The organism is Sphingomonas sp. LR59 (genome assembly GCF_036855945.1).
GTDB lineage: Bacteria > Pseudomonadota > Alphaproteobacteria > Sphingomonadales > Sphingomonadaceae > Sphingomonas.
The window spans coordinates 1,338,796-1,360,086 of the sequence record NZ_JASPFL010000001.1 but is presented as its reverse complement, the minus strand read 5'-3'; the positions used below and the strand labels follow the sequence as shown (position 1 = coordinate 1,360,086).

General features: G+C 66.3%; 21 protein-coding genes, 3 pseudogenes and 1 riboswitch. Of the genes and pseudogenes, 14 read left to right on the top strand and 10 right to left on the bottom strand.

Annotation, left to right across the window (positions count from 1 at the left end; genetic code table 11):
- Positions 1 to 246 precede the first annotated feature (246 nt).
- From QP164_RS06155 to QP164_RS19785, 6 genes and pseudogenes are all read left to right on the top strand, one after another.
- Positions 247 to 702 (top strand): DUF4126 domain-containing protein, encoded by a 456-nt coding sequence (locus QP164_RS06155; protein WP_333922541.1) that lies wholly within the window; start codon positions 247 to 249, stop codon positions 700 to 702.
- On the top strand, positions 699 to 2,081 hold the full coding sequence (locus tag QP164_RS06150; RefSeq protein ID WP_333922540.1) for an FAD-containing oxidoreductase: 1,383 nt from the start codon (positions 699 to 701) through the stop codon (positions 2,079 to 2,081). Before QP164_RS06155 ends, QP164_RS06150 begins: the two co-directional genes overlap by 4 nt.
- Positions 2,078 to 3,740, top strand: a pseudogene (locus QP164_RS06145) (FAD-dependent oxidoreductase). Before QP164_RS06150 ends, QP164_RS06145 begins: the two are co-directional and overlap by 4 nt.
- Positions 3,737 to 4,042 (top strand): UBP-type zinc finger domain-containing protein, encoded by a 306-nt coding sequence (locus tag QP164_RS06140; RefSeq protein WP_333922539.1) that lies wholly within the window; start codon positions 3,737 to 3,739, stop codon positions 4,040 to 4,042. The pseudogene QP164_RS06145 and the gene QP164_RS06140 overlap by 4 nt, the downstream one beginning before the upstream one ends.
- A 263-nt stretch (positions 4,043 to 4,305) precedes the next feature.
- A pseudogene (locus QP164_RS06135) lies at positions 4,306 to 4,805 on the top strand (peptidylprolyl isomerase); the annotation flags it as partial.
- The gene (locus QP164_RS19785) at positions 4,806 to 4,976 is read left to right on the top strand and encodes a hypothetical protein (RefSeq protein WP_443027491.1); all 171 of its coding nucleotides are present in this window, start codon (positions 4,806 to 4,808) and stop codon (positions 4,974 to 4,976) included. It begins immediately after the preceding pseudogene.
- A 162-nt stretch (positions 4,977 to 5,138) separates the two neighbouring features.
- Here QP164_RS19785 and QP164_RS06130 read toward each other — a convergent pair whose 3' ends face one another.
- A complete protein-coding gene (locus tag QP164_RS06130; RefSeq protein ID WP_333922538.1) occupies positions 5,139 to 6,755 on the bottom strand; it encodes an NAD(P)/FAD-dependent oxidoreductase in 1,617 nt (538 codons plus the stop codon).
- 67 nt (positions 6,756 to 6,822) lie between these two features.
- On the opposite strand from QP164_RS06130, the gene cobO reads away from it, so the two are divergent.
- The 5 genes and pseudogenes from cobO (at position 6,823) to cobS (ending at position 10,678) form a co-directional block, all read left to right on the top strand.
- On the top strand, positions 6,823 to 7,428 hold the full coding sequence (gene cobO, locus QP164_RS06125) for a cob(I)yrinic acid a,c-diamide adenosyltransferase (RefSeq protein ID WP_333922537.1): 606 nt from the start codon (positions 6,823 to 6,825) through the stop codon (positions 7,426 to 7,428).
- Positions 7,429 to 7,619: 191 nt separating this feature from the next.
- Positions 7,620 to 7,813, top strand: a riboswitch (cobalamin riboswitch).
- A gap of 172 nt (positions 7,814 to 7,985) precedes the next feature.
- Positions 7,986 to 8,393, top strand: coding sequence for a DUF1636 domain-containing protein (locus QP164_RS06120; protein WP_333922536.1), 408 nt, complete (start codon positions 7,986 to 7,988; stop codon positions 8,391 to 8,393).
- Positions 8,390 to 9,402, top strand: a pseudogene (cobT, locus tag QP164_RS06115) (nicotinate-nucleotide--dimethylbenzimidazole phosphoribosyltransferase). Before QP164_RS06120 ends, cobT begins: the two are co-directional and overlap by 4 nt.
- Positions 9,403 to 9,410: 8 nt before the next feature.
- Positions 9,411 to 9,968: a histidine phosphatase family protein gene (locus tag QP164_RS06110; RefSeq protein ID WP_435368348.1), complete on the top strand. Its 558-nt coding sequence runs from the start codon at positions 9,411 to 9,413 to the stop codon at positions 9,966 to 9,968.
- Positions 9,965 to 10,678 carry an adenosylcobinamide-GDP ribazoletransferase gene (cobS, locus tag QP164_RS06105; protein WP_333922534.1) on the top strand — a complete coding sequence of 238 codons (714 nt, stop codon included), beginning with the start codon at positions 9,965 to 9,967 and terminating at the stop codon, positions 10,676 to 10,678. The genes QP164_RS06110 and cobS overlap by 4 nt, the downstream gene beginning before the upstream one ends.
- Here cobS and QP164_RS06100 read toward each other — a convergent pair.
- The 3 genes from QP164_RS06100 to QP164_RS06090 are packed head-to-tail and all read right to left on the bottom strand — an operon-like array spanning position 10,643 to position 14,005.
- A complete protein-coding gene (locus QP164_RS06100; RefSeq protein WP_333922533.1) occupies positions 10,643 to 12,112 on the bottom strand; it encodes a cobyric acid synthase in 1,470 nt (489 codons plus the stop codon). The two genes, cobS and QP164_RS06100, sit on opposite strands and share 36 nt — an antisense overlap.
- A complete protein-coding gene (gene cbiB / locus QP164_RS06095; protein ID WP_333922532.1) occupies positions 12,100 to 13,038 on the bottom strand; it encodes an adenosylcobinamide-phosphate synthase CbiB in 939 nt (312 codons plus the stop codon). Before cbiB ends, QP164_RS06100 begins: the two co-directional genes overlap by 13 nt.
- Positions 13,031 to 14,005 (bottom strand): threonine-phosphate decarboxylase, encoded by a 975-nt coding sequence (locus tag QP164_RS06090; protein ID WP_333922531.1) that lies wholly within the window; start codon positions 14,003 to 14,005, stop codon positions 13,031 to 13,033. Before QP164_RS06090 ends, cbiB begins: the two co-directional genes overlap by 8 nt.
- Before the next feature lie 72 nt (positions 14,006 to 14,077).
- Here QP164_RS06090 and cobU point away from each other — a divergent pair, with 72 nt between their 5' ends.
- From cobU to QP164_RS06075, 3 genes are all read left to right on the top strand, one after another.
- A complete protein-coding gene (gene cobU / locus QP164_RS06085) occupies positions 14,078 to 14,635 on the top strand; it encodes a bifunctional adenosylcobinamide kinase/adenosylcobinamide-phosphate guanylyltransferase (protein WP_333922530.1) in 558 nt (185 codons plus the stop codon).
- A gap of 135 nt (positions 14,636 to 14,770) precedes the next feature.
- Positions 14,771 to 14,950, top strand: coding sequence for a hypothetical protein (locus QP164_RS06080; RefSeq protein ID WP_132897027.1), 180 nt, complete (start codon positions 14,771 to 14,773; stop codon positions 14,948 to 14,950).
- A 335-nt stretch (positions 14,951 to 15,285) separates the two neighbouring features.
- Positions 15,286 to 15,993: a Crp/Fnr family transcriptional regulator gene (locus QP164_RS06075; protein ID WP_132741735.1), complete on the top strand. Its 708-nt coding sequence runs from the start codon at positions 15,286 to 15,288 to the stop codon at positions 15,991 to 15,993.
- 4 nt (positions 15,994 to 15,997) lie between these two features.
- Here QP164_RS06075 and QP164_RS06070 read toward each other — a convergent pair whose 3' ends face one another.
- The 6 genes from QP164_RS06070 to QP164_RS06045 all read right to left on the bottom strand — a co-directional run bounded on the left by QP164_RS06070 (position 15,998) and on the right by QP164_RS06045 (position 21,228).
- Positions 15,998 to 16,216 (bottom strand): hypothetical protein, encoded by a 219-nt coding sequence (locus QP164_RS06070; RefSeq protein WP_277982599.1) that lies wholly within the window; start codon positions 16,214 to 16,216, stop codon positions 15,998 to 16,000.
- Between the two features lie 65 nt (positions 16,217 to 16,281).
- On the bottom strand, positions 16,282 to 17,535 hold the full coding sequence (locus QP164_RS06065; RefSeq protein WP_333922529.1) for an N-succinylarginine dihydrolase: 1,254 nt from the start codon (positions 17,533 to 17,535) through the stop codon (positions 16,282 to 16,284).
- Positions 17,532 to 18,548: an arginine N-succinyltransferase gene (locus QP164_RS06060; RefSeq protein ID WP_333922528.1), complete on the bottom strand. Its 1,017-nt coding sequence runs from the start codon at positions 18,546 to 18,548 to the stop codon at positions 17,532 to 17,534. The genes QP164_RS06065 and QP164_RS06060 overlap by 4 nt, the downstream gene beginning before the upstream one ends.
- On the bottom strand, positions 18,545 to 19,750 hold the full coding sequence (locus tag QP164_RS06055; protein ID WP_333922527.1) for a hydrolase: 1,206 nt from the start codon (positions 19,748 to 19,750) through the stop codon (positions 18,545 to 18,547). Before QP164_RS06055 ends, QP164_RS06060 begins: the two co-directional genes overlap by 4 nt.
- Before the next feature lie 40 nt (positions 19,751 to 19,790).
- Complete coding sequence (locus QP164_RS06050; protein ID WP_243643137.1) at positions 19,791 to 20,693, bottom strand: DUF481 domain-containing protein; 903 nt, start codon at positions 20,691 to 20,693, stop codon at positions 19,791 to 19,793.
- Positions 20,694 to 20,745: 52 nt separating this feature from the next.
- Entirely contained in the window at positions 20,746 to 21,228 is a 483-nt protein-coding gene (locus QP164_RS06045) for an RNA pyrophosphohydrolase (protein ID WP_333922526.1), read from the bottom strand.
- Positions 21,229 to 21,291: the final 63 nt, after the last annotated feature.

The window sequence follows — 21,291 nt, the reverse complement described above, 5'->3', positions numbered from 1 at the left end:
CCCTTCTCCGGTGATATACTGGCGATAGTCGCTCGGTGTCGCTGCTCATGGTCTGAATCACGGAGCTTTGGGATTTGTGTCGCCACGGCAAGGGTTTCCGGACCGGTCCTGCCTCTGTCGCTCTGACCCCTGCTTAAACTCTGCCTCATCTATACCCGATCGGATTGCGGGCTGAAACCGATCGACGATTGACCGCTCGAAGCGGGCGTGAAAGCGTCTGTTCAAGGAATTCTGCAGGAGGCGGCCATGCTAGTTCTCGCTCTCGTTATCGGTATCGTCGCCGGGTTGCGCGCGATGATGGCGCCGGCCGCGATCGCCTGGGCAGCATCAACCGGGTTGGTGCCTCTGCAGGGAACATGGCTGGCCTTTCTCGGGTGGCGGTTCACGCCTTGGATAATATCGTTTCTCGCAGCCGCCGAACTCGTCACCGATCAACTGCCCTCGACGCCAAGCCGGACGGTACCGGCGCAGTTCGGCGCACGGATCGTCACGGGCGGAATTTCGGGCGCGGCGATCGGTTATGCCTTGGGGGCGCCGCTTTTTGGACTGGTGCTCGGCGTGATCGGCGCCGTCCTCGGGACGCTGGGCGGTGCGAGATTGCGCGCGCGGCTGGCGGCATCATTCGGCAGCGATCGTCCCGCCGCGTTGGTTGAGGATGCGCTGGCGATCGGCCTGGCTGTGCTGGTCGTCGCGCTGTTGTGATGCGGCGGTTCGACGCGATCATCGTGGGCGCCGGTCAGGCGGGACCGCCGCTCGCGGGGCGTTTGACCGAGGCCGGGATGACGGTGGCACTGATCGAGCGCAAGTTGGTCGGAGGTACCTGCGTCAATACCGGGTGCATGCCGACCAAGGCGCTGGTTGCAAGCGCCTATGCCGCCCATCTGGCTCGTCGGGCCGCGGAGTTCGGCGTGCGGACCGGCGAAGTCGGCATCGATATGCCGGCGATAGCGGCGCGCGCGCGTGCCATCGTGATGGATGCGCGTTCGCGTAACGAAGCCTGGTTGGACGGCATGGCCGGGCTGACCTTGTTGCGCGGTCATGCGCGCTTTACCGGCCCTGGTACGATCATGGTCGACGGGGAGGAACTGAACGCACCGCGGATTTTTCTCAACGTCGGCGGACGCGCGAGCGTGCCTGATATGCCGGGCGTAAGCGACGTCCCCCATCTGGACAACACCGACATGGTCGCGCTGGAGGCCGTACCCAAGCATTTGGTCATCGTCGGCGGAAGCTATGTCGGGCTTGAGTTCGCGCAGATGTATCGACGGTTCGGTGCTGCGGTGACCGTGGTCGAGCGGGGCGAGCGGTTGATCGGACACGAGGATGCCGACGTGTCGGAGGCCGTGCGCGCGATCCTGGAAGACGAGGGAGTCGCCGTACGAACGGGCGCCGAATGCATCGCGTTCTCGCAGCATGCAGACGGCGTCGCGGTATCGGTCGACTGCCAGGCGGGCGATCCGCAAGTGGTCGGTAGCCATGTGCTGCTGGCAGTCGGACGGCGGCCCAACACCGATGATCTCGGGCTCGAGCTTGCCGGGGTCATGACGGATGCTAAGGGCCACGTAATCGTCGACGATCTGCTCCAGACGAACGTGCCGGGCGTATGGGCGCTCGGTGATTGTAATGGGCGGGGCGCGTTTACGCACACCGCCTATAATGATTTTGAGATCGTCGCCGCGAACCTGCTCGATGGCGACGAGCGGAGCTTGAGCCAGCGGCTGGTCGGCTATGCGCTCTATATCGACCCGCCGCTTGGTCGCATCGGTATGACGCAGACCGAGGCGGAGAAGACTGGTCGAAAGATCCTCATTTCGAAGCGGCCGATGACGCGGGTCGGTCGCGCGATCGAGAAGGGCGAGACCAAGGGCTTCATGAAGATCGTGGCGGATGCGGAGACGCAGCGGATCCTTGGTGCGGCGATACTCGGAACGGGCGGCGATGAGGCGATCCACGGTATCCTCGACGTGATGAACGCAGATCAGCCGGTGTCGGCGTTGCGCTGGGCGGTGCCGATCCATCCGACCGTATCTGAGTTGATCCCGACACTGCTGCTCGGTCTCGAACCGGTGGAGCCTCGATGACCACGACCGGCAGCGTCGCCTCGCGCGAGCACCAGATGTTTCCGGTGCTCGACGCCGACCAGATCGAGACGGCCAAGCGGTTCGCGAGCGGCCCCGCGCGAAAATTCGCAGCGGGCGAGCAGGTCTATGCGATCGGCGAACAGGGCGCGCCTGCATGGCTGGTGCTGGCGGGATCGATCAAGGTCATCCGCCGCGACGGGCTGACGCACGAGGCACCGATCACCTCGCACGGAGTCGGCCAGATCACCGGCGAGGTGAACCAGCTCGCCGGACGCCCGTCGATCGCGGGGGCGCGCCGGCGCCGATGGCTGCACCGCTTTGCCGTTCGATCCGGCGCATTTGCGCGCGTTGATGGTCGGCTCGGCGGATGTCGGCGAAGTCGTGATGCGCGCGTTGATCCTGCGCCGGGTCGGACTGATCGAGCAGGGCAGTGGCGGCACGGTGATCGTCGGCGTGCCGGGCAGCCCCGATATCGTTCGGTTGCAGGGTTTCCTCACCCGGTCGGGCTATCCCAACATCGTGCTCGATGCGGCGTCGGACGAGGAAGGGCGTGCGCTGGTCGAGCGGATCGGCGTGTTGCGCGCCGATCTGCCGCTGGTGGTCTGTCCGAACGGGAAAGTCCTCAAGCGACCGTCGGATGTCGAGGTTGCCGCGTGCCTGGGGATCACGCCCGATCTCGATCCAGACGTGGTGTATGACGTTGCGATCGTCGGCGCGGGGCCGGCGGGGCTGGCGGCGGCGGTGTATGCCGCGTCTGAGGGACTGTCGGTGGTCGTGCTCGACGAGCGCGCGATTGGCGGGCAGGCGGGGGCGTCCGCGCGGATCGAGAATTATCTGGGGTTTCCGACCGGCATCTCAGGGCAGGCGCTGGCGGGTCGGGCATTCAACCAGGCGCTGAAGTTCGGCGCGGAGATCGCGGTGCCGCTGGAGGTCGCGCGGCTCGACTGCGATGACGCGCGGCCGGCGGACGATCCGCTGGTGCTCGCGCTGCCGGATGACACGCGGGTCCGGTCGCGGACCGTGATCGTGGCCTCGGGCGCCCGCTATCGCCGCCCCGACATTCCCGATCTGGCGATGTTCGAGGGCGCGGGCGTGTCCTATTGGGCGTCGCCGATCGAAGCGCGATTGTGCGAAGGCGAGGATGTCGCGCTGGTCGGCGGCGGCAACTCGGCCGGGCAGGCGGTGGTATTTCTCGCGCCTCGCGTGAAACATCTGCACCTGATCGTGCGACGACCGCTGGCGGCGACGATGTCGAAATACCTGATCGACCGGATCGCGGCGCTGCCCAACATCACCCTGCATGTCGGCACCGAGATTATCGGTCTCGAAGGCGACCGCGCGACCGGGCTCACGGGGGCAATGTTCCGCCAAACAGACGGCTCGACCAAACAGTGCGCGATGCGTCACCTGTTCCTGTTCATCGGCGCCGATCCTAATGCCGGATGGCTGCAAGGATGCGTCGATACCGACGACAAGGGGTTCATCGTCACGGGCAAGGCTGCGCTTGCGTTACAGACGAGCCGCGCGCGCGTGTTCGCGATCGGCGACGTGCGCGCTGGCTCGACCAAGCGCGTCGCGGCGGCGGTCGGCGAGGGGGCGGCGGTGGTCGCGCAGGTTCATGTCGCGCTGGCCGACATGGCCGAACGGGAGGCGTCATGAGTTACGGCTGCACGCATATGGAGACGATCCGGTCGGTCACGCCGAGCGCCAAGGGGTGCGAGGATTGCCTTCGGATCGGCAGTGAATGGGTCCATCTGCGGCTGTGTCGGGCATGCGGGCATGTCGGCTGCTGCGACGACTCGCCACGCCGCCACGCGACCGCGCACTTTCATGCGACGCGGCATCCGATCATCGAGGGTTATGACCCACCGGAGGGCTGGGGCTGGTGTTTCGTGGACGAGTCGATGGTCGACCTGCCCAACCAGACGCCGCAATGGGGGCCTATCCCGCGGTATGTTTGAAGAGGGGTAGGCTTTGTTTGCGTCGGTTCAGCCGCGTGTACTACCATCCCGGCGGAGGCCGGGGCCCAATCGGCAAAGCGGCAGTAATGGCGGGCGATCCTTTGTTATTGCCGTCCCCCAATTGGGCCCCGGCCTGCGCCGGGGTGGTGGTGCTCAGCGCGGCAACGACCGTCGATCCAACCATACCGTTGATCACCCTCGCTTGCTTCGCCCGACCCCGACCGCTAGCCGACCTTCATCGGTAAAGGCGTGAGTAGGCGAACATGCGGCGTGTGATGATGGGGCTAATGGCCGTTGCGGCGCTCGCTACGGCGGGATCTGCGCAAAAGCCGAACCGCGTAGGACCGAAACCCGGCATCGTACGCGTCCGCATCGTCACGTCGGAGGGGCCAATCCTGCTGGCGCTCGACGCGCGCCACGCGCCGAAGACGACCGCGAATTTCCTCGCGTATGTCGATGACGGCCGGTTCGATGGCACCGACTTCTACCGCGCAAGCCGCCAGAAATCCGCGCCGAAGCTCGGCTTTATCCAGGCGGGCATCCGCACCGACGCGCGGCGGATACTTCCGCCATTTCCGCTCGAGACTACTGCGATGACCGGGATCAAGCATCTCGACGCGACGATCTCGATGGCGCGCGGGATGACGCCGGCGTCGGCTGGCGGGAATTTTTCATCACGATCGGTCCGGCACCGGCGATGGACGCCCGCGCGGGCTATCCTGGCTATGCGGCGTTCGGACACGTCGTCGCGGGAATGGACGTGGTGAAGCGCATTCTCGCCAAGCCCACTGGGGGCGGGATGGACGCGTTCAAGGACCAGATGATCCTGAAGCGCGTGGCGCTGGTGAGTGCGCGCCGGCTCGACGGGGTGGCGAAGCCGACGGGGTTGCCTCGGGCGTGGTTGATCGAGACGGGGCCTGATCGGAAGAAGTGATGTATCCGTCACCCCAGACTAGTTTCGGCGCCTATCCCCTTCGAACACGTGCCGACGATGGTCGTACGGTACCACGTCCTTCCTTGTCCTCCCGCGAAGGCGGGAGCCCAGACTGAATCCCCGCCTTCGCGGGGAAACAAGCTTTACTTACAGGACGGAGGGTCACGCAGTCAGGCTGAGCGCTACCGCTTCCGCGACCTTGATCCCGTCAACTGCGGCGGAAAGGATGCCCCCTGCATAGCCGGCGCCTTCGCCTGCCGGAAACAATCCCGCGGTGTTGAGGCTCACGAAATTATCACCGCGCGTAATCCGAACCGGCGACGAGGTCCGCGTCTCCACCCCCGTCAACACCGCATCGGGATGATCATAGCCAGGAATCTCGCGGCCGAACGCCGGCAATGCCTCGCGCAACGCAGTGATCGCGAACTCCGGCAGGCATTCCGACAAATCCGTCATATGCACGCCCGGTTTGTACGACGGGATCACCGAGCCCAGCGCGGTCGACGCACGCCCTGCGAGCAGGTCGCCAATGCGTTGCGCAGGCGCCTTGTAGTTCGAGCCGCCGGCGACATAGGCGCGCGATTCCCAGTGGCGTTGCAGTTCGATCCCCGCCAGCGGGTGGCCGGGATAATCGCGCTCGGGGTCGATGCCGATGACGATCCCCGAGTTCGCGTTGCGTTCGTTGCGCGAATATTGGCTCATGCCATTGGTGGCGACGCGGCCCTCCTCCGAAGTCGCTGCGACGACGGTGCCGCCCGGGCACATGCAGAAGCTATAGACGGTCCGACCGTTCTTGCAGTGGTGCGACAGGCTGTACGCCGCCGCCCCGAGATCCGGATGGCCCGCGCACGGCCCGAACCGGGCTTCGTCGATCCACGACTGCGGATGCTCGATGCGGACACCGATCGAGAACGGCTTCGCCTCGACGTGGACACCCTTGGCATGCAGCATCTCGAATGTGTCCCGCGCGCTGTGCCCGACCGCGAAGACGACGTGGTTGGCTTCGAGATAGTCGCCGGTGCTCAGGTGGAGCCCGCGGAGCTGGCGCGTGCCGGCGTCCTCGACGATGTCGAGACCGTCGACGCGCGTCGAGAAGCGGTATTCGCCGCCGAGCGCCTCGATCGTCTCGCGCATGCTCTCGACCATCGTGACGAGGCGGAAGGTGCCGATGTGCGGGTGCGCTTCGGTGAGGATCTCGGGCGGCGCGCCGGCCTTCACGAATTCGGTCAGGACTTTCCGGCCGAGATGGCGCGGGTCCTTGATCTGGCTCCAGAGCTTGCCGTCGGAGAAGGTGCCGGCGCCGCCTTCGCCGAACTGGACGTTGGATTCGGGATTGAGGACGCTCTTGCGCCAGAGGCCCCAGGTGTCCTTGGTGCGCTCGCGGACGACCTTGCCGCGGTCGAGGATGATTGGGCGGAACCCCATCTGCGCGAGGATCAGGCCCGCGAATAGGCCGCAGGGCCCCGCGCCGACGACCACCGGGCGGGGGCCGGTGTAGCTCGGGCCGCCCTTGGTGACGAAGCGATACCCCGTGTCGGGGGTGCGCTGGACGTGGCGATCCTTGCGGAAGCGCGTGAGGACGGTGTCCTCGTTCTTCAGCGTGACGTCGACCGAATAGACGAGCTGGATGTCCATCTTGTCGCGCGCATCGTGCGCGCGCCTCGCGATCGTGTAGCGGATCAGGTCGCGCGGGGTTACGCGCAGGCGATCGCGGATCGCGGCGGGGAGCGCTTCGTCGGCATGGTTGAGCGGCAGCTTGAGGTCGGTGATGCGGAGCATGCTCGGTCCTCTAGCGCCGCGCGGCGTGATCCGCCATCGGCAGTACAGAGCGCGAGCGCGAGAGGACATGATCATGCGGACCGACGACGAGCAGAATGCCAGGAGCGCCAAGCGGAAAGAGGTCCATGATAAGATCGTCGCGAGCAAGACGATCGAGAAGGGGCTGATCATCGTCCACACCGGCAAGGGCAAGGGCAAGTCGACCGCCGCGTTCGGCATGGCGGTGCGGATGATCGGCCATGGGCGCAAGGTCGGCGTGGTACAGTTCGTCAAGGGCGCGATGGCAACCGGCGAGAAGGCAATCTTCGATGCGTTCCCGGACCTGTGCGAGTTCAAGCCGATGGGGGAGGGGTTCACCTGGGATACGCAGGATCGTGCGCGCGATATCGCAGTGGCGCGCGAGGCGTGGGACGAGGTCAAGCGGATGATCGCGGATCCGTCCTATGCGATGGTGGTGGCTGACGAACTGAACATCGTGCTGCGGTATGAGTATCTGCCGGTCGACGAGGTGCTGGCGGTGTTGGCGGCGAAGCCTGAGATGACGCATGTCGTGGTGACCGGGCGGAACGCGCCCGACGCGCTGATCGAGGCGGCGGACCTGGTAACCGAGATGACGCAGGTGAAGCACCCGTTCCGGTCGGGCGTTAAGGCGCAGGCGGGCGTGGAGTTCTAGGCGGCTCCGTACTCTGCGGCCCAAAACAGCCACCGTCCGTCATCCTGACGAAAGTCAGGATCCAGAGCCACGAAGGCCACCGCCCGTTACCCTGGATCCTGACTTTCGTCAGGATGACGGGAGCGCGTGGGGATGGCTGGCGGACTTCTAACCGACGTAGCCGTGTCTTGCGCCGTGTCTTCCTCCCGCCTATCGATCCCCCCGCGACAGGTTCCCCCGACGCTCACGCGTAGGGAAATGAAAATGGGAACGGGAAACACCCGGCTGCCCCTGCAACTGTACGCGGCGAGCCATCGTGCCTCATGCCATTGGGATACTCCCGAGAAGGCGGCGCGGACGGCGTTGACCCGCGAGCCAGGAGACCTGCCCGTCGCGGTCGTCTTTCGTCCGGCCAGGGTGCGCCGAACGGACGGGTAACACCCCGAGCGACGACATCGCTTCGCGTCGCGCGGAGGCTGGAGGCGTGCGCCTCTCGCCCTTCGTGCAGTGCGGGATCGACTGTCCGAAGGGGTTCCTATGCCAAATCTACATAATGCTGCGACCGTTCGGGAACGGACATGCTGAAGCCCGCCGAGGACGGCGTCGCGGTGGTCGCGTGCAACACGTGCCGCCATTCGGCCGATGCGCGCGACGACGAGCAGGGCCAGCGCGGCGGCGCGCGGCTCGTGCAGGCGCTGAAGACGGTGCAGCAGAGCGACCCGGCCTATGCCGACGTCGCGGTGCAGGAGATGCCCTGCCTATTCGCATGCCAGGATTTCTGCACGATCCACCTGCGCGCACCCGCCAAGGTCGGCTATGTGCTCGGCCGGTTCGAACCGACCGAAGACGCCGCGCGCGCGATCCTCGATTACGCGAGGCTCTACGGCGAGAGCGCGTTCGGGCAGGTGCCGTTCAAGCAATGGCCGCAGGGCGTGAAGGGACATTTCATCACCCGCACGCCGCCCGAAGGCTTCGTCGTCGAATGACCGCGTTCGCGACGCCCGCCGGGTTTCTGGCGGCCTTGCGCGGCTTGCCGCAGGCGGACGCGGCGGCGCGATCCGCGGCGATCGCCCGGCAAGGCGAACTGACCAAGCCCCTGGGTCGCTAGGGCTGCTGGAGGATATCGCGGTGTTCATGGCCGGCTGGCAGGGCAACCCGCTGCCTCGGCTCGATCGTGGCAGCGCGGTGGTGTTCGCGGGCAATCACGGCATCGTCGCGCGCGGCGTCAGCGCGTTTCCGGCTTCCGTCACCGCGCAGATGGTGGCCAATTTCGAGCATGGTGGCGCGGCGATCAACGCGCTGTCACGTGCGGCTGGCCTCGATCTGAAGATCGTGTCGCTCGAGCTCGACCGGCCGACGGCGGATTTCACGCAAGCGCCTGCGATGTCGGAGGACGAGTGCCTTGCCGCGTTGAACGCGGGCGCGGCTGCCGTCTCGGACGCGCCGGACTTGGTGGTGCTCGGCGAGATGGGGATCGGCAATTCGACGACCGCCGCGGCGCTGTGCCTGGCGAGCTTCGGCGGGTCGGCGAGCGACTGGGTGGGGCCGGGAACCGGGGTCGACGATGACGGCATCGCGCGGAAGATCGCGGTCGTCGAGGCTGGGGTCACGCTGCACCGGGACGCGCTGAGCACGCCGTTCGAGATTTTGCGGCGGCTCGGCGGACGCGAGTTAGCGGCGATCGCGGGGGCGGTGGTCGCGGCACGGCAGGCGGGCGTGCCGGTGATGCTCGATGGGTTCATCTGCTGTGCGGCGGTCGCGACATTGGCGGCGGCGTGTCCGGACATTCTGGCGCACTGCCTTGCCGGACATGTCTCGGCCGAGCCGGGGCACCGTCTTCTGCTTGAGCGAATGGGCCTCGACCCGTTGCTCTCGCTCGGGATGCGGCTGGGCGAGGGCAGCGGCGCTGCGACCGCAACATTGCTGATTCGAGCCGCGCTGGCCGTGCATGCCGAGATGGCGACGTTCGCCGAGGCGGGCGTTTCGGCGGCGTGAGCGCGTACATGCTGCACCTGATGCGGCATGGTGCGCCCGACGTGGCGGGGCGAATGCTCGGGCGGACCGACGACCCGGTAACCAAGGGAGGGATTGCCGCCTGTATGGCACGCGCCGAGAGTCTTGCGATCGAACGGATCGAGGCCTCCGATCTGATCCGCGCACGCGCCTGTGCGGCGGCGATCGGTGAACCGCGAGGCGTTGCGGTCGAGGTCGACCCACGCTGGCGCGAACTCGATTTCGGGGCATGGGACGGGCTGGCCTCGACGGCAATCGATCGTGTCGAGCTCGCCGCATTCTACGACGATCCCGATGCGTCTCCCCCGCCTGATGGAGAGCGCTGGTCCGCGCTGCAGGACCGGGTAGCGCAGGCGTTGGCCGAGATGCCCCAGGTCTCGACACTCGTGGTGACGCATGGCGGTGCGATCCGGGCGGCGCTCGCGGACTTGTGCGGGTTCGATCGACGGCAGATCTGGGCGTTCGACTTGCCCTATGCCGCGCTGGTCTCGCTGCGCATCTGGCCGGGCCCGACGCGGACCGTGCAGATCGTCGGGCTGGCGACATGAAACGGCTGATCGTCGCGTTCGGCTTCCTGACCCGGCTGCCGATGCCGCGCGTCGACGTCGAGGCAGAGGATTTCGCGGCAGCAATCCGGTGCTACCCTGTCGTCGGTCTCGCGATCGGCCTGATCGTCGCGGCGGCCGGCTGGCTGGGCACGCTGGTGGATCCTTGGACGGGGGCCTGCGCTGCGTTGCTGGCTTGGATCGCAGTGACGGGGGCGCTGCATCTCGACGGGCTCGCCGACCTCGCGGATGGGTTGGGCGCGGCGCATGGCGATCGGACGCGGCTGCTCACGGCGATGGCCGATCCGCATATCGGGAGCTTCGGCGTCGTCGCGATTGTCAGCCAGATGCTGGCCAAGCTCGTTTTGCTCCACGTGATCGGCATGAACTGGGCTCTGATCGTCGTTCCGTTTGCTGCGAGGATGGTGCCTCTCGTCTGGGCGAGACTGTTGCCGCCACTGCGGCCCGGCGGGCTCGGCGCGGCCGTCGCCGGCGCAGTCCGAACCCGCGATCTGCTGGGGTGGGGACTGTTGCTCGCGCTCGCCGCCATCGCAGTGCCGGCGCTCATCGCTCTCCCGTTCCTCGTGCTCGCCGTCGCGGCATGGTTGCGGCGGACGCTCGGTGGTGTGACCGGCGACGCGCATGGCGCCGGGATCGAGATCGTCGAGACCGGGCTGCTAGTTGCGCTCTCGGTGGCCGGCGCGCTCGCTTAGCGCGAGCAGCGCATCGAGATCGACATGGCGTTCGAGCGTCGCGGCGATCGCATCGAGCGCGGCGTCGATCGACGCGCCATGATCGGGTCCGCTCGCCGCGACGCCGAGCCGAGCCAGCCACGCCGCGCGTTGCTCGGAGAGCGCGAGCAGGCCGTGAACGTAGCTGCCCGACACCAGCCCGTCCGCACTCGTCGCGCCTTCGGGGCTGCCATCGGCGCGGTGTCCGACCGGGCGTTCGGTCGCGGGGCCGGTGGTCGCGCCCATGTGCATCTCATAGCCCTCGAACGCCGCGCCCTGCGCTAGCCCGCGAACCCTTTCCAGTGTCTTGCGGCCGGTGAGGATCGTGTCGACGTCGAGCAGCCCCAGTCCGTCGACGCGTCCCGCCGGTCCCTCGATCCCGTCGGGATCGGCGATGCTGCGGCCGAGCATCTGATAACCGCCGCAGAGCCCGAGCACCGGCTTGCCACGCCGGTGATGCGCGCGGATATCGATGTCCCAGCCTTGCGCGCGGACGAAGGCGAGGTCGGGGATCGTCGCCTTCGAGCCGGCGAGCACGATCATGTCGACGTCCGGGATCGCCGTGCCCGGCGGTACCATGACAAGCGCGACGCCGGATTCGAGCCGGAGCGGATCGAGGTCGTCGAAATTGGCGATCCGCGGCGTGATCGGGCAGGCGATCGTGACGCGGCGCTGCGTACTGGCGGCGGGGCGTTCGAGAATCACCGCATCCTCGCTCGGTAACCGTACCGCGTCTGCAAGCCATGGCACGACGCCGTACCCGCGCCATCCGCTCCGCCCTTCGATCGCGCGATAGCCGTCGTCGAACAGCGCCGGGTCGCCGCGGAACTTGTTGATCAGGAACCCGTGGATCATCGCCGCGTCGGCCGGATCGATCACCGCGCGCGTGCCGACGATCGCCGCGATCACGCCGCCGCGGTCGATGTCGCCGACCAGCACCACGGGCACGTCGGCAGCACGCGCGAACCCCATATTGGCGATGTCCCCGGCGCGCAGGTTGATCTCCGCCGGACTGCCCGCGCCTTCGACGACGACGAGATCGCAGCCTGCCGACAGCCGTTCGAAGCTGTCGAGCACGTCGACCAGCAGCCCTTCGCGTCCCTCGCGCCAGCGTGCCGCGGCAAGCGTCCCGCGCACCTGCCCGCGGACGATCAGTTGCGAGGTGCGGTCGCCCTGCGGCTTGAGCAGCACCGGGTTCATGTCGACGCTGGGTTCGACGCGACACGCGATCGCCTGAGTCGCCTGCGCGCGACCGATCTCGCCGCCGTCGGCAGTGACGGCCGCGTTGTTCGACATGTTCTGTGGCTTGAACGGGCGGACCGACAGTCCGCGATTGGCGAACGCGCGGCACAGCCCGGCGGCGAGCACCGACTTGCCGACGTCGGAGCCGGTTCCCTGGAGCATCAGAGCGCCCATGCGATCCCTCCGGCAATGACAAACAGGAGCACACACGCTCGGCGATAGATGCCGAGCGCGGCGCGTAGATCGGCGGCGGTAGCGTCCGCACGGCCATCGCCGATATAGGGCTTGGCGACGCTCACCCCGTCATAGGCGATCGGCCCGGCGAGACGCAGGCCAAGCGCGCCCGCGATCGCCGCTTCGGGCCAGCCTGCGTTGGGCGAGGCATGGTTGCCGGCGTCGCGCCACATCGTCTGCCAACCGCCGAGCCCGGCAACGCACAGCAGCACGCCGCTCAGCCTAGCCGGGATCAGATTGGCCAAGTCGTCGGTCCGTGCCGCAGCCCAGCCGAACGCACGCCAGCGCTCTTCACGGTGCCCGATCAAACTGTCGGCCGTGTTGATCGCTTTATACGCCCACAGTCCCGGCAGCCCGGCCACGAGCAACCAGAACAGTGGCGCGACGACGCCATCGCACACGCTCTCGGCAAGGCTCTCGATCGCCGCCCGCGCGACGCCGGCTTCATTGAGCGACGCGACATCCCGCCCGACGATCATGCCAACGCGGGCACGGGCAGTCTGGAGGTCGCTCGCGCCCAGCGCCCGCGGCACGGGAACGACATGATCGTGCAGGCTACGGATCGCGAGTCCCGGCGCGGCTAACAAGGCGATCGCGACCCAGGCGGAAGACCCGAGCAGCATTCGCAGAACGACGTCTAGCGCGAGCGCGATGACGACCGCGACCCCGACGACGACTGTCATCGTCAAGACACCCGCCGCCCGACGGGTCGCAAACGATGTTCGCGGATCGTTCCAGCGTGCCTCGGCGGCGCCGATCAACCGCGCGAACCCGCCTACCGGATGCCCTATCCGTGCATATAGTGCGGCCGGCCAGCCGATCGCAGCGTCGATCGCTATCGCTAGGACCGCTATCGGCTCAGCCATGCGCCAGCGCTCGGTCCAGCCGGTCGAAGGCGATGTCGTCGCGTGGCAGGCCGATCCGCAGCCAGTGTGGCTCATGGTCGAACGTGCGCGTCAGTATCCCGGCATGCGCCAGACGGTCGAATATCGCGGCTGCGGCGCTGCTTTCCACGAGCCGGAACAGGGGGCAGGCGCCGGTCGCATGCAGCCCGTGGCGCGCCAGCATCGTGTCCAGTCGTGCCGCCCGGTCGATGCAGGCAAGCCGGTTCGCATCGATCCAGGCGCTATCACGGTAGGCGGCCGTCCCATAAGCCACTGCGCAGGCGGAAACCGGCCAGCTTCCCAGCTGGTGGCGCATCGCGGCAACCTGTGCCGGCGGGGCGATCATGAAACCGAGCCGGACGCCGGGCAGGCCGAACGTCTTGCCGAACGAGCGAAAAACGATGACTTGGTGGAACGGCCGAAGATGCGGGACGATGCTGTACGATGGGACCAGGTCGACAAACGCTTCGTCGACCACCAGCCATGCGCCGTGTCGCGTCACGGCGAGCAGGCGCTCTGGTTCGTCGAGTAGTCCATCCGGATTGTTCGGGTTTGCGAGCAGCAGCGTCCCGTCTTCGATGTTATCGATGGCCGGTCGCATAACTGCGCTGGCGTGTCCGAGCGCTTCCGCGTGTGTTGCGTAACTCGGCGCTACAAACCGGGCGGGCCGTGGCAGATCGAGACCGGCCAGCAAGCGTAGTCCGATCTCGCTGCCCGGCAACGCGAGAACACACGCGGAATCGGTTCCGAACATTGCAGCCGCCGTTTCTTCGAGCACCGCGATCGATGCCGGCGATGGTAGCGTCGTGAGATCGACGGGGGGCAACGGGTCGGACCGCCAGGCGCACGGATTGATCCCGGTCGACAGATCGATCCACGGGGTGGGGGCATCGGGGTACAGGGTTGCGGCGAGATCGACCCTCCCGCCATGCGCGCGCAACCCCGTCATGATATCCTTTCGCTTGATCTTGCGCCGCTCATCGTCATTCCGGACGCGCGCTGCAAGCGCCAAGGAGAGACCATGCCGCCATTACAAACCAGCCCGTCGTTCGGTAGGAGCCTGTTCGTGCTCGGCGGGGCGCGGTCCGGCAAGAGCCGTCATGCGCAGGCCGTCGCCGAAGCCGCCGCGGCATCATCGGCGGGGCCGCTGGTGTATATCGCGACCGCGCAGGCATTCGACGACGAGATGCGCGATCGGATAGCGCGGCATCGGACCGACCGCGATGCGCGGTGGCAGACCGTCGAAGCCCCAACCCAACTTGCCGCCGCATTGCGCGAGGTGGATGGCGCGAACACGGTCATCCTCGTCGATTGCCTTACTTTATGGCTTTCCAACCTATTGCTCGCCGATCTCGACATCGACCAGGAAGTCGATGTTTTGCTAGCGACGCTTGCCTGCGCGCAGGCGCGGGTCATTCTCGTCTCGAATGAAGTCGGTCTCGGTATCGTCCCCGACAACGCGCTCGCGCGGCGCTTTCGCGACGCCGCGGGAGTGTTGCACCAGCGGCTTGCGGCACAGGTGGATTCGGTCGACGGTCTGATGGCTGGTCTGGTCCAGTCTTGGAAACGCCCGGTCTAAGCGCGCCTGGGCGACGCATGACACCGCGCGCACCGATCGCAATTGGCATCTTGCCTGCCGACACCGGGAATGGTTAATCGTCGCCAACTGCACCGAACTGGTCGCAACGACCATCATGCGTGAATGGAGGCCGGAATGCATAGCAAAGCGCAGGCAGTCGCGCGTTTAAAATCGATGGTCTTCCTGATCGAGGAGGCGCTGCGGATCGCCGATGAGGGCGACAATCCGCTATTCGGTGCCAAGTTGAGCGATTGTATTGATTGCCTGCAAGGCGCATTGGATGAAATCAGCAGCGCGACATCCGTCAAACCGTAACGCGTCACGTGATCGATATCCGTATGGATAAAACGATACGGCGCAAAGGCAATGTCCCGACAGGCCAGTATAGTCGAAGATGCTGGCAGCATCGCCTTCGATAGACCCGGGGTCATAGCTTATCGATTTTAACGCAGGTTTATTTTGCGTGAAGACCAAATGTTACGATAAGCCTTATCCGAATATGTTATCGTCTTTTACCGACAGCCGATCATTGGGCGCTGACGGCCGAGAGAGGCATGTGCTCCCGCCCCGATTTGTGCGGGAGAACGCATTTGAACGATGTTCTGACGGATCATGGTGCTGTGATTTCCCCTTTGGCCCCCTTGGCTTTGATGGTGCGAAAGCTCGAAACACACGCGGTTCTGCACGAAGCTGATCGTCGCGCATTGCTGGCGTTACCGTATACGCTGCGAACCTACGAACCGTCGTCCTATCTCGTCCGCGAAGGCGACGCGCCCGAGCAATGCGCCGTCTTGCTGTCCGGGTTTGCATACCGCCAGAAGCTGACCGGCTCGGGGATGCGACAGATCGTGTCACTGCACGTGCCGGGGGAGGCGCTTGACTTCCAGCACCTGTTTCTCGACGTCGCCGACCACAATGTGCAGACGCTAACCCGCGCGGACGTCGCGACGATCTCACGAACGGCGTTGCGCGATCTCGCACGGACGCGGGCGTCGATCGGCAATGCGATCTTCGTCAATACGCTGGTCGAGGCGTCGATCTTTCGCGAATGGATCCTCAATATCGGCCGGCGCGATGCGCGGTCGCGGCTGGCGCATTTCCTGTGCGAATTCGCGATCCGGCTCGATATGCAGGGCTTGGTCGACGAGACCGGCTATGAGCTTCCGATGAGCCAGGAGCAGCTCGGCGATGCGCTCGGGCTGACCGCGGTGCACGTCAACCGGACGATCAAGTCGCTCGAGGCGGACGGTCTGATCTCGCGCAACCGGCGTCGGATCAGCTTTCCGCGCTGGGATGCGTTGCGCGAACTCGCCGATTTCTCGAGCCGCTATCTGCACCTGTCGCAGCAGAAATCCTGACGGGTCAGCGTTCTCGGCCGTGACTGACCGAATCGATGATCCGCCCGCCTGCCATGAAGACTGCGATCGGGCAGGCGGCGAACAGCATCCAGCCGCCATAGCCCGGGTATTGCTGCAGATAATGCATGCCGCGCTCGACCGCGCCGACCCCGAGGCCGTAGATGACGAGGAATGCCTCGAACTTGGTCTTGATGATGAAGAGGCGGGCAAAGCGAGTCCACATGGCCGCGACCTAGCAAGACCGGTGCCAATGGCGGATTTCCGCGGTTTAGCCCGGAGCAAATATGGTTAAGTGTAAATTAACCCGACAAGATCGAGCTCGGTGAGGAGCGCATTCCGCGCGGCCTCGATAGCCGCGACGAGCGTGGCATCGCCGATCGATGCCGGATCGATCGCCTCGGGCCAGTGCGCGGCGACGATCGCGGCGATCCGGTCGAGCTTGGCGTGATCGACGAGGAAGCGGGGATCGACGGTTGCCGGATCGGCGACCACACGCAGGCGGAGGCAGGCGGGACCGCCGCCGTTGCTCATCGATTCGCGGACATCGACGACGTGCAGGTGGCGGATCGGACTATTGCCTGCGACATGTGTCTGGAGCCACGACCACACCGCGGCATTGGCACGCGCCTCCTCGGGCAGGACCAGTGCCATGCCATCGGCGAGCGAAACGAGCTGCGCGTTGAACAGATAGGACGCGATCGCATCGGCGAGGCTGACACGGTCGGCGGGAACCTCGACGATCTCGACCTCGGGCAGGAGGCGGCGCAGATCGGCGTAGAACGCATCCTTGTCCTCGAAGGCGTGTTCGTGGGCGAACAGCACGCGCTCGTTGGCGACCGCGACGACGTCGTTATGGAACGCCCCCGCGGCGATCGCGATGTCGGACTGCTGGACGAACACAGTCCGTGCCGGATCGAGACCGTGCGCGCGCGCGATGGCTTCGCTCGCGTCGCGGTGTTGGCGGGCGGGGAAGCGTCCGCCGGGCTTGCCGTAGACGAAGACCTCGACGCCGGGTTCGGCATGATCGGCGCAGAGCCGCATGTGGTTGGCGGCGCCCTCGTCGCCGAATGGGGCGGGGACGGGGGGATGCACGACGAAGGCGGGGTTTGCGAACGCCGTCCCAAGCTGGGCGAGCGTACCCTGCCATTCGTGGCTGCGATGCGGCATCGTCAGGAGGTTGGCGACGGTCAGATGGCAGCGGCGATCGCGGGTGTCGGCTGCAGGCGAGACCGTCGCCGCGTTCGCCGCCCACATCGCCGACGCCGACAAGGCCTGCGCGCGAAGATGCGGCGGCGCGTCGTCGTAAGTGGTCGCCAAAGTTTCGAGCCAGCGATGGTCGGGGCGGGCAAGCGGCATCAGCACGCCCTGCACCAGCCCGAGATCGAGGTTCGCGCGCATCTTGGCGATGCCCTGCAACGCCGCCGCCCGCGGATGCGCGATCTGCCCGGCATGCTGCGTCGCCGCCAGATTGCCGGGGCTGAGCCCGGCGAAATTATGGCTGGGGCCGATCAGCCCGTCGAAGTTGATCTCGACCTTGGTCATAGTCGTGCGACGTGCGTCACTAGCGTGCCCTCGGCTAGCGCGAGCGCCGCGGCGCTGTCGGGAGAGAGGGCAACGCCGTCCCCCGTATCGCGGACATGACCGAACGCACAGCGGAAGTCGGCGAGGTTGCCGGTCGCGACCAGCGCTTCGGTGCCGCCGTCCTGGTCGATCGCGACGACACGGCTTTCGCGCGCATCGGCGATCGAGCGGACCCGGTCGGTGCGCGCGGTCATCGTCGGACCGCCGTCAAAGATGTCGACGTAATTCTCGAACGCGAAGCCTTCGTTCTCCAGCATCCGCATCGCCGCGCGGCCCGAGGGATGCGGCAGGCCGATCGCCGCGCGTGCGCTCTCGGTCAGCATCGCGGTGTAGATCGGGTGTTTGGGCATGAGGTCGGCGATGAACTGGTGACCGTTGATCGCATTGAACTGATCCGCGTCCTGGAAATTCATCCCGAAGAAGCGGCCGGCGAGACCATCCCAGAAGGGCGAGCCGCCGGCTTCGTCGATCACCCCGCGGAGCTCGGCGAGGATGCGGTCGGCGAAGCGCGCGCGGTGCATCTTGATGAAGAGGTAGCGGCTGCGCGCGAGCAGCAGGCCGAGACCGCCGGCGCGTTCGCCGGGATGGAGGAACAGCCCGCCGACCTCGCTCGCGCCTTCGAGATCGGTGGCGAGCGAGAGCATGTCGGCGCGAAAGGTGCGATTGAGCTGCTTGCTGTGCTGCGTGAGCTGGCCGATCCGGTAGCTGTAGAACGGATAGCTCTGGCCGACCTGCGTGAAGATCTGGCAGGTACCGCGGACTTCGCGCGTCTCGGTGTTTTCAAGGATCAGCACGAACAGCTCGTCCTGAACCGGGCCATCGCTGCGCGCGAAGGCGGCGTGGCTACGCTCAAGCTTGGCGGTCAGCGCACGCCGATCAGGCGGCAGGTTGGTGAAGCCGCCACCCGTGAGCTTAGCCATTTCGTAGAGATGCTGGAGATCGTCGTCGACCGCGGCGCGGATCCTGAAGCTCACAACCGGCCCTCCGCAATGCGCAATATGGTGACCGCCGACAACGCTGCCCGCTCGGGCAGGCTGTCGGGGATCATAAATTCGTCCACCGAATGGATCGCGCCGCCGCGGACGCCCATCGTGTCGACGACCGGCACGCCCGCCGCCGCGATGTTGTTGCCGTCGCACACCCCGCCGGTCGCTTTCCAGGCGATGTCGAGGCCGAGATCGTTGCCCGACGCCTTGACGAGGTCGAACAGTCGAGCGGCGCCGTCGTCGATCGGTTTGGGCGGGCGGTTGAAGCTGCCATGGACTTCGATACGGACGTCATGTTCGGCAGTCACCATCGCGACCGCGGAGTCGATGTGAGACTGGGCGCGGGCGATATCATCGAGCGTGGCGGGGCGGAAGTTGATGCGAAGGATGGCAAGGTCGGGAACGACGTTGTTGGGGCCGCCGCCTTCGATCCGTGCCGGGTTCACCGCCAAACGCGGGCCGCGGACCTTCGAAAGCCGGACCGCGATATCCGCGGCGGCGACGAGCGCGTTGCGACCGTCTTCGGGGTTGCGGCCGGCATGCGCGCTACGGCCGCGCACGATGATCGAGAAATTGCCGGTGCCGCCACGTGCGCCGGCGAGCGTTCCGTCGGCGAGAGCGGGTTCGTAGGTGAGTGCGGCAATCTTTCCATGTGCTGCGCTAGCCAGCAGCGGGGCGGAGGAGAAGGAGCCGGTTTCCTCGTCCGAGTTGATGACGACGTTATAGCCGATACGGGTGGCGAGTGGGCTCGCTTCGACCGCTCGAAGCGCCGCGAGCATCACGGCCAGCCCGCCCTTCATGTCCGCAACACCCGGCCCGTTCAGCCGGCCGTCGTCGAGCCACTGGAGCGACTGGAACGCGTTATCGACCGGATAGACCGTGTCCATGTGCCCGGTGAACAGCATCCGTACCAGCGCGTCGGGGCGGACGACGAGATGCAGATGCTTGCCGTGCTCGATCGACGACACGACGCCGTCCGTCGCGACGCTGTCGACCGGGGTCGGCTCCACGAGTGTGATCTCGCCGGGCAGGGCCGCAAATGCGTCGCCTAGCAAACCGGCCATCGTCGCGAGGCCGGGCAGGTTGCGCGTGCCGCTGTTGATCTCTGCCCAGGTCTCGACCTGCCCTAGCATCGGAGCCGCGTGCGCCTTATCGACGGCATCGCGCTCTATCGTTGAAAGTCCCCTCATCACCCGACCCTAGCGAAACCGGCCGTGCGTGGGAACAGCGTCAGAAGCTGTAGACCAGCGACGCGCGGCTGGTGGTGTCGGTCGAGACCGATCCGACCGGCGGCTCGCTTTCATATTGGACGCTGTACGACAAAGCAGCGGAGAGTGGCCCGATCAGCTTGGCGTTGAGCGAGGTCGTGCCGCTGAGCGTGCTGTTGTAGCGTTGGACATACGCCGACGCGACCTGGCTGACCGACAGCCCGCTGAGGATGCGGATGCTGAAGTTCGCGGTCCCACGCGCGGCGATGCTGCTCTGTACGGTATTGTCGGTAAACTCGGTATCACGATACGCCGGCCCAAGTTCAAGATCGAGCTTGGTGCCCGCAGTCTTGATGACGCTGTAACCGGCGCCGACCGAGGTCGAATATCGGTTGAAATAGCCGAGGAACCGATCGCTCTCATACTGCGCGACGCCGTACACATAGGCACGATCGTCGATCTTGTAGTTGGGTTCGTACGAAGCGAGATAGTGCTCGCGCGTCGTTATGTTGAGGTTCGATTGATAATCGGCTTGCGCATGAAACTTGTGTCGCCAGCGCAGGCCTTCGCGGTTGAGGTCGAGCACCGCGGTGCCGCCGGCGGTGTCGGAATTGCCGGTAGTCAAATAGCCGCCGATTTCCGCCTTGCCGCTCCAAAGGTCAAGAAAGCTGGCCTGACGGATGACCTGCGTGCGTTGAGCCGCGCGGTCGGCCTTCCACTTTTCGGCGATCGCGAGCACCGCGTCGCCGCTAAGCGGGTCGGCGGCGCGCGCGTATTTGGCGATCGTGTTGACGTCGGCCTCGTTGCCCGCCTCCAGCGCCGCGTCGAGCATCGCGCGGATCGTTTCCGGAATCATTACCGATTGCGGATCGGGCGCGTTGGCGAGCAACAGCGGGGCGAAGATGAGGCATGTTAAGCGGCGCACGCTGGATTCCGTAACGGCAGCGCAACGCGATGGGAACTGCGGACCGATGCGGTTATGCGCCGAGATGTGGCGCGAAGGCGGCGAGTACCCGTTCGTAGAGCGCAGTCTTGAACGGCACGACCAGCCGCGGCAGGTCGGCGGGATCGCTCCAGCGCCAGACGCGGAACTCCTGATGCTCGGTGGCGATGTCGATGTCCGCGTCGGTGCCGTTGAACCGATACAGGAACCAGCGCTGCGCCTGGCCGCGCCATTTCCCCTTCCACACCTTGCCGAGCAGCTCGGGCGGGAGGTCGTAGACGAATTCACCCGGCGCTTCCGCAATCAGCGCGACTTTGTCAGGCATGACGCCGGTTTCCTCGCCGAGTTCGCGGAGTGCGGCGGCTTCGGCGTCCTCGCCTGGGTCGATCCCGCCCTGCGGCATCTGCCAAGCCTCGGAGGGCGAATCGTTGCGCTGGCCGACGAAGACCTTGCCGTCGGCGTTGACGAGCATAACGCCGGCGCAGGGGCGGTAGGGAAGGGTCGAGTAATCGGTCACGAAAATCTCCGGAACGCAGGCGCTTGTGCGGCGAACCGCTTGGGGCTCGGGCAGCGCGCTCCT

Coding starts and splice junctions, on each gene's coding strand:
- QP164_RS06155 (WP_333922541.1), top strand. CDS start 247: ATGCTAGTTCTCGCTCTCGTTATCGGTATCGTCGCCGGGTTGCGCGCG.
- QP164_RS06140 (WP_333922539.1), top strand. CDS start 3,737: ATGAGTTACGGCTGCACGCATATGGAGACGATCCGGTCGGTCACGCCG.
- QP164_RS06130 (WP_333922538.1), bottom strand. CDS start 6,755: ATGCTCCGCATCACCGACCTCAAGCTGCCGCTCAACCATGCCGACGAA.
- cobO (WP_333922537.1), top strand. CDS start 6,823: ATGATCATGCGGACCGACGACGAGCAGAATGCCAGGAGCGCCAAGCGG.
- QP164_RS06120 (WP_333922536.1), top strand. CDS start 7,986: ATGCTGAAGCCCGCCGAGGACGGCGTCGCGGTGGTCGCGTGCAACACG.
- QP164_RS06110 (WP_435368348.1), top strand. CDS start 9,411: ATGCTGCACCTGATGCGGCATGGTGCGCCCGACGTGGCGGGGCGAATG.
- cobS (WP_333922534.1), top strand. CDS start 9,965: ATGAAACGGCTGATCGTCGCGTTCGGCTTCCTGACCCGGCTGCCGATG.
- QP164_RS06100 (WP_333922533.1), bottom strand. CDS start 12,112: ATGGGCGCTCTGATGCTCCAGGGAACCGGCTCCGACGTCGGCAAGTCG.
- cbiB (WP_333922532.1), bottom strand. CDS start 13,038: ATGGCTGAGCCGATAGCGGTCCTAGCGATAGCGATCGACGCTGCGATC.
- QP164_RS06090 (WP_333922531.1), bottom strand. CDS start 14,005: ATGACGGGGTTGCGCGCGCATGGCGGGAGGGTCGATCTCGCCGCAACC.
- cobU (WP_333922530.1), top strand. CDS start 14,078: ATGCCGCCATTACAAACCAGCCCGTCGTTCGGTAGGAGCCTGTTCGTG.
- QP164_RS06080 (WP_132897027.1), top strand. CDS start 14,771: ATGCATAGCAAAGCGCAGGCAGTCGCGCGTTTAAAATCGATGGTCTTC.
- QP164_RS06075 (WP_132741735.1), top strand. CDS start 15,286: ATGGTGCGAAAGCTCGAAACACACGCGGTTCTGCACGAAGCTGATCGT.
- QP164_RS06070 (WP_277982599.1), bottom strand. CDS start 16,216: ATGTGGACTCGCTTTGCCCGCCTCTTCATCATCAAGACCAAGTTCGAG.
- QP164_RS06065 (WP_333922529.1), bottom strand. CDS start 17,535: ATGACCAAGGTCGAGATCAACTTCGACGGGCTGATCGGCCCCAGCCAT.
- QP164_RS06055 (WP_333922527.1), bottom strand. CDS start 19,750: ATGAGGGGACTTTCAACGATAGAGCGCGATGCCGTCGATAAGGCGCAC.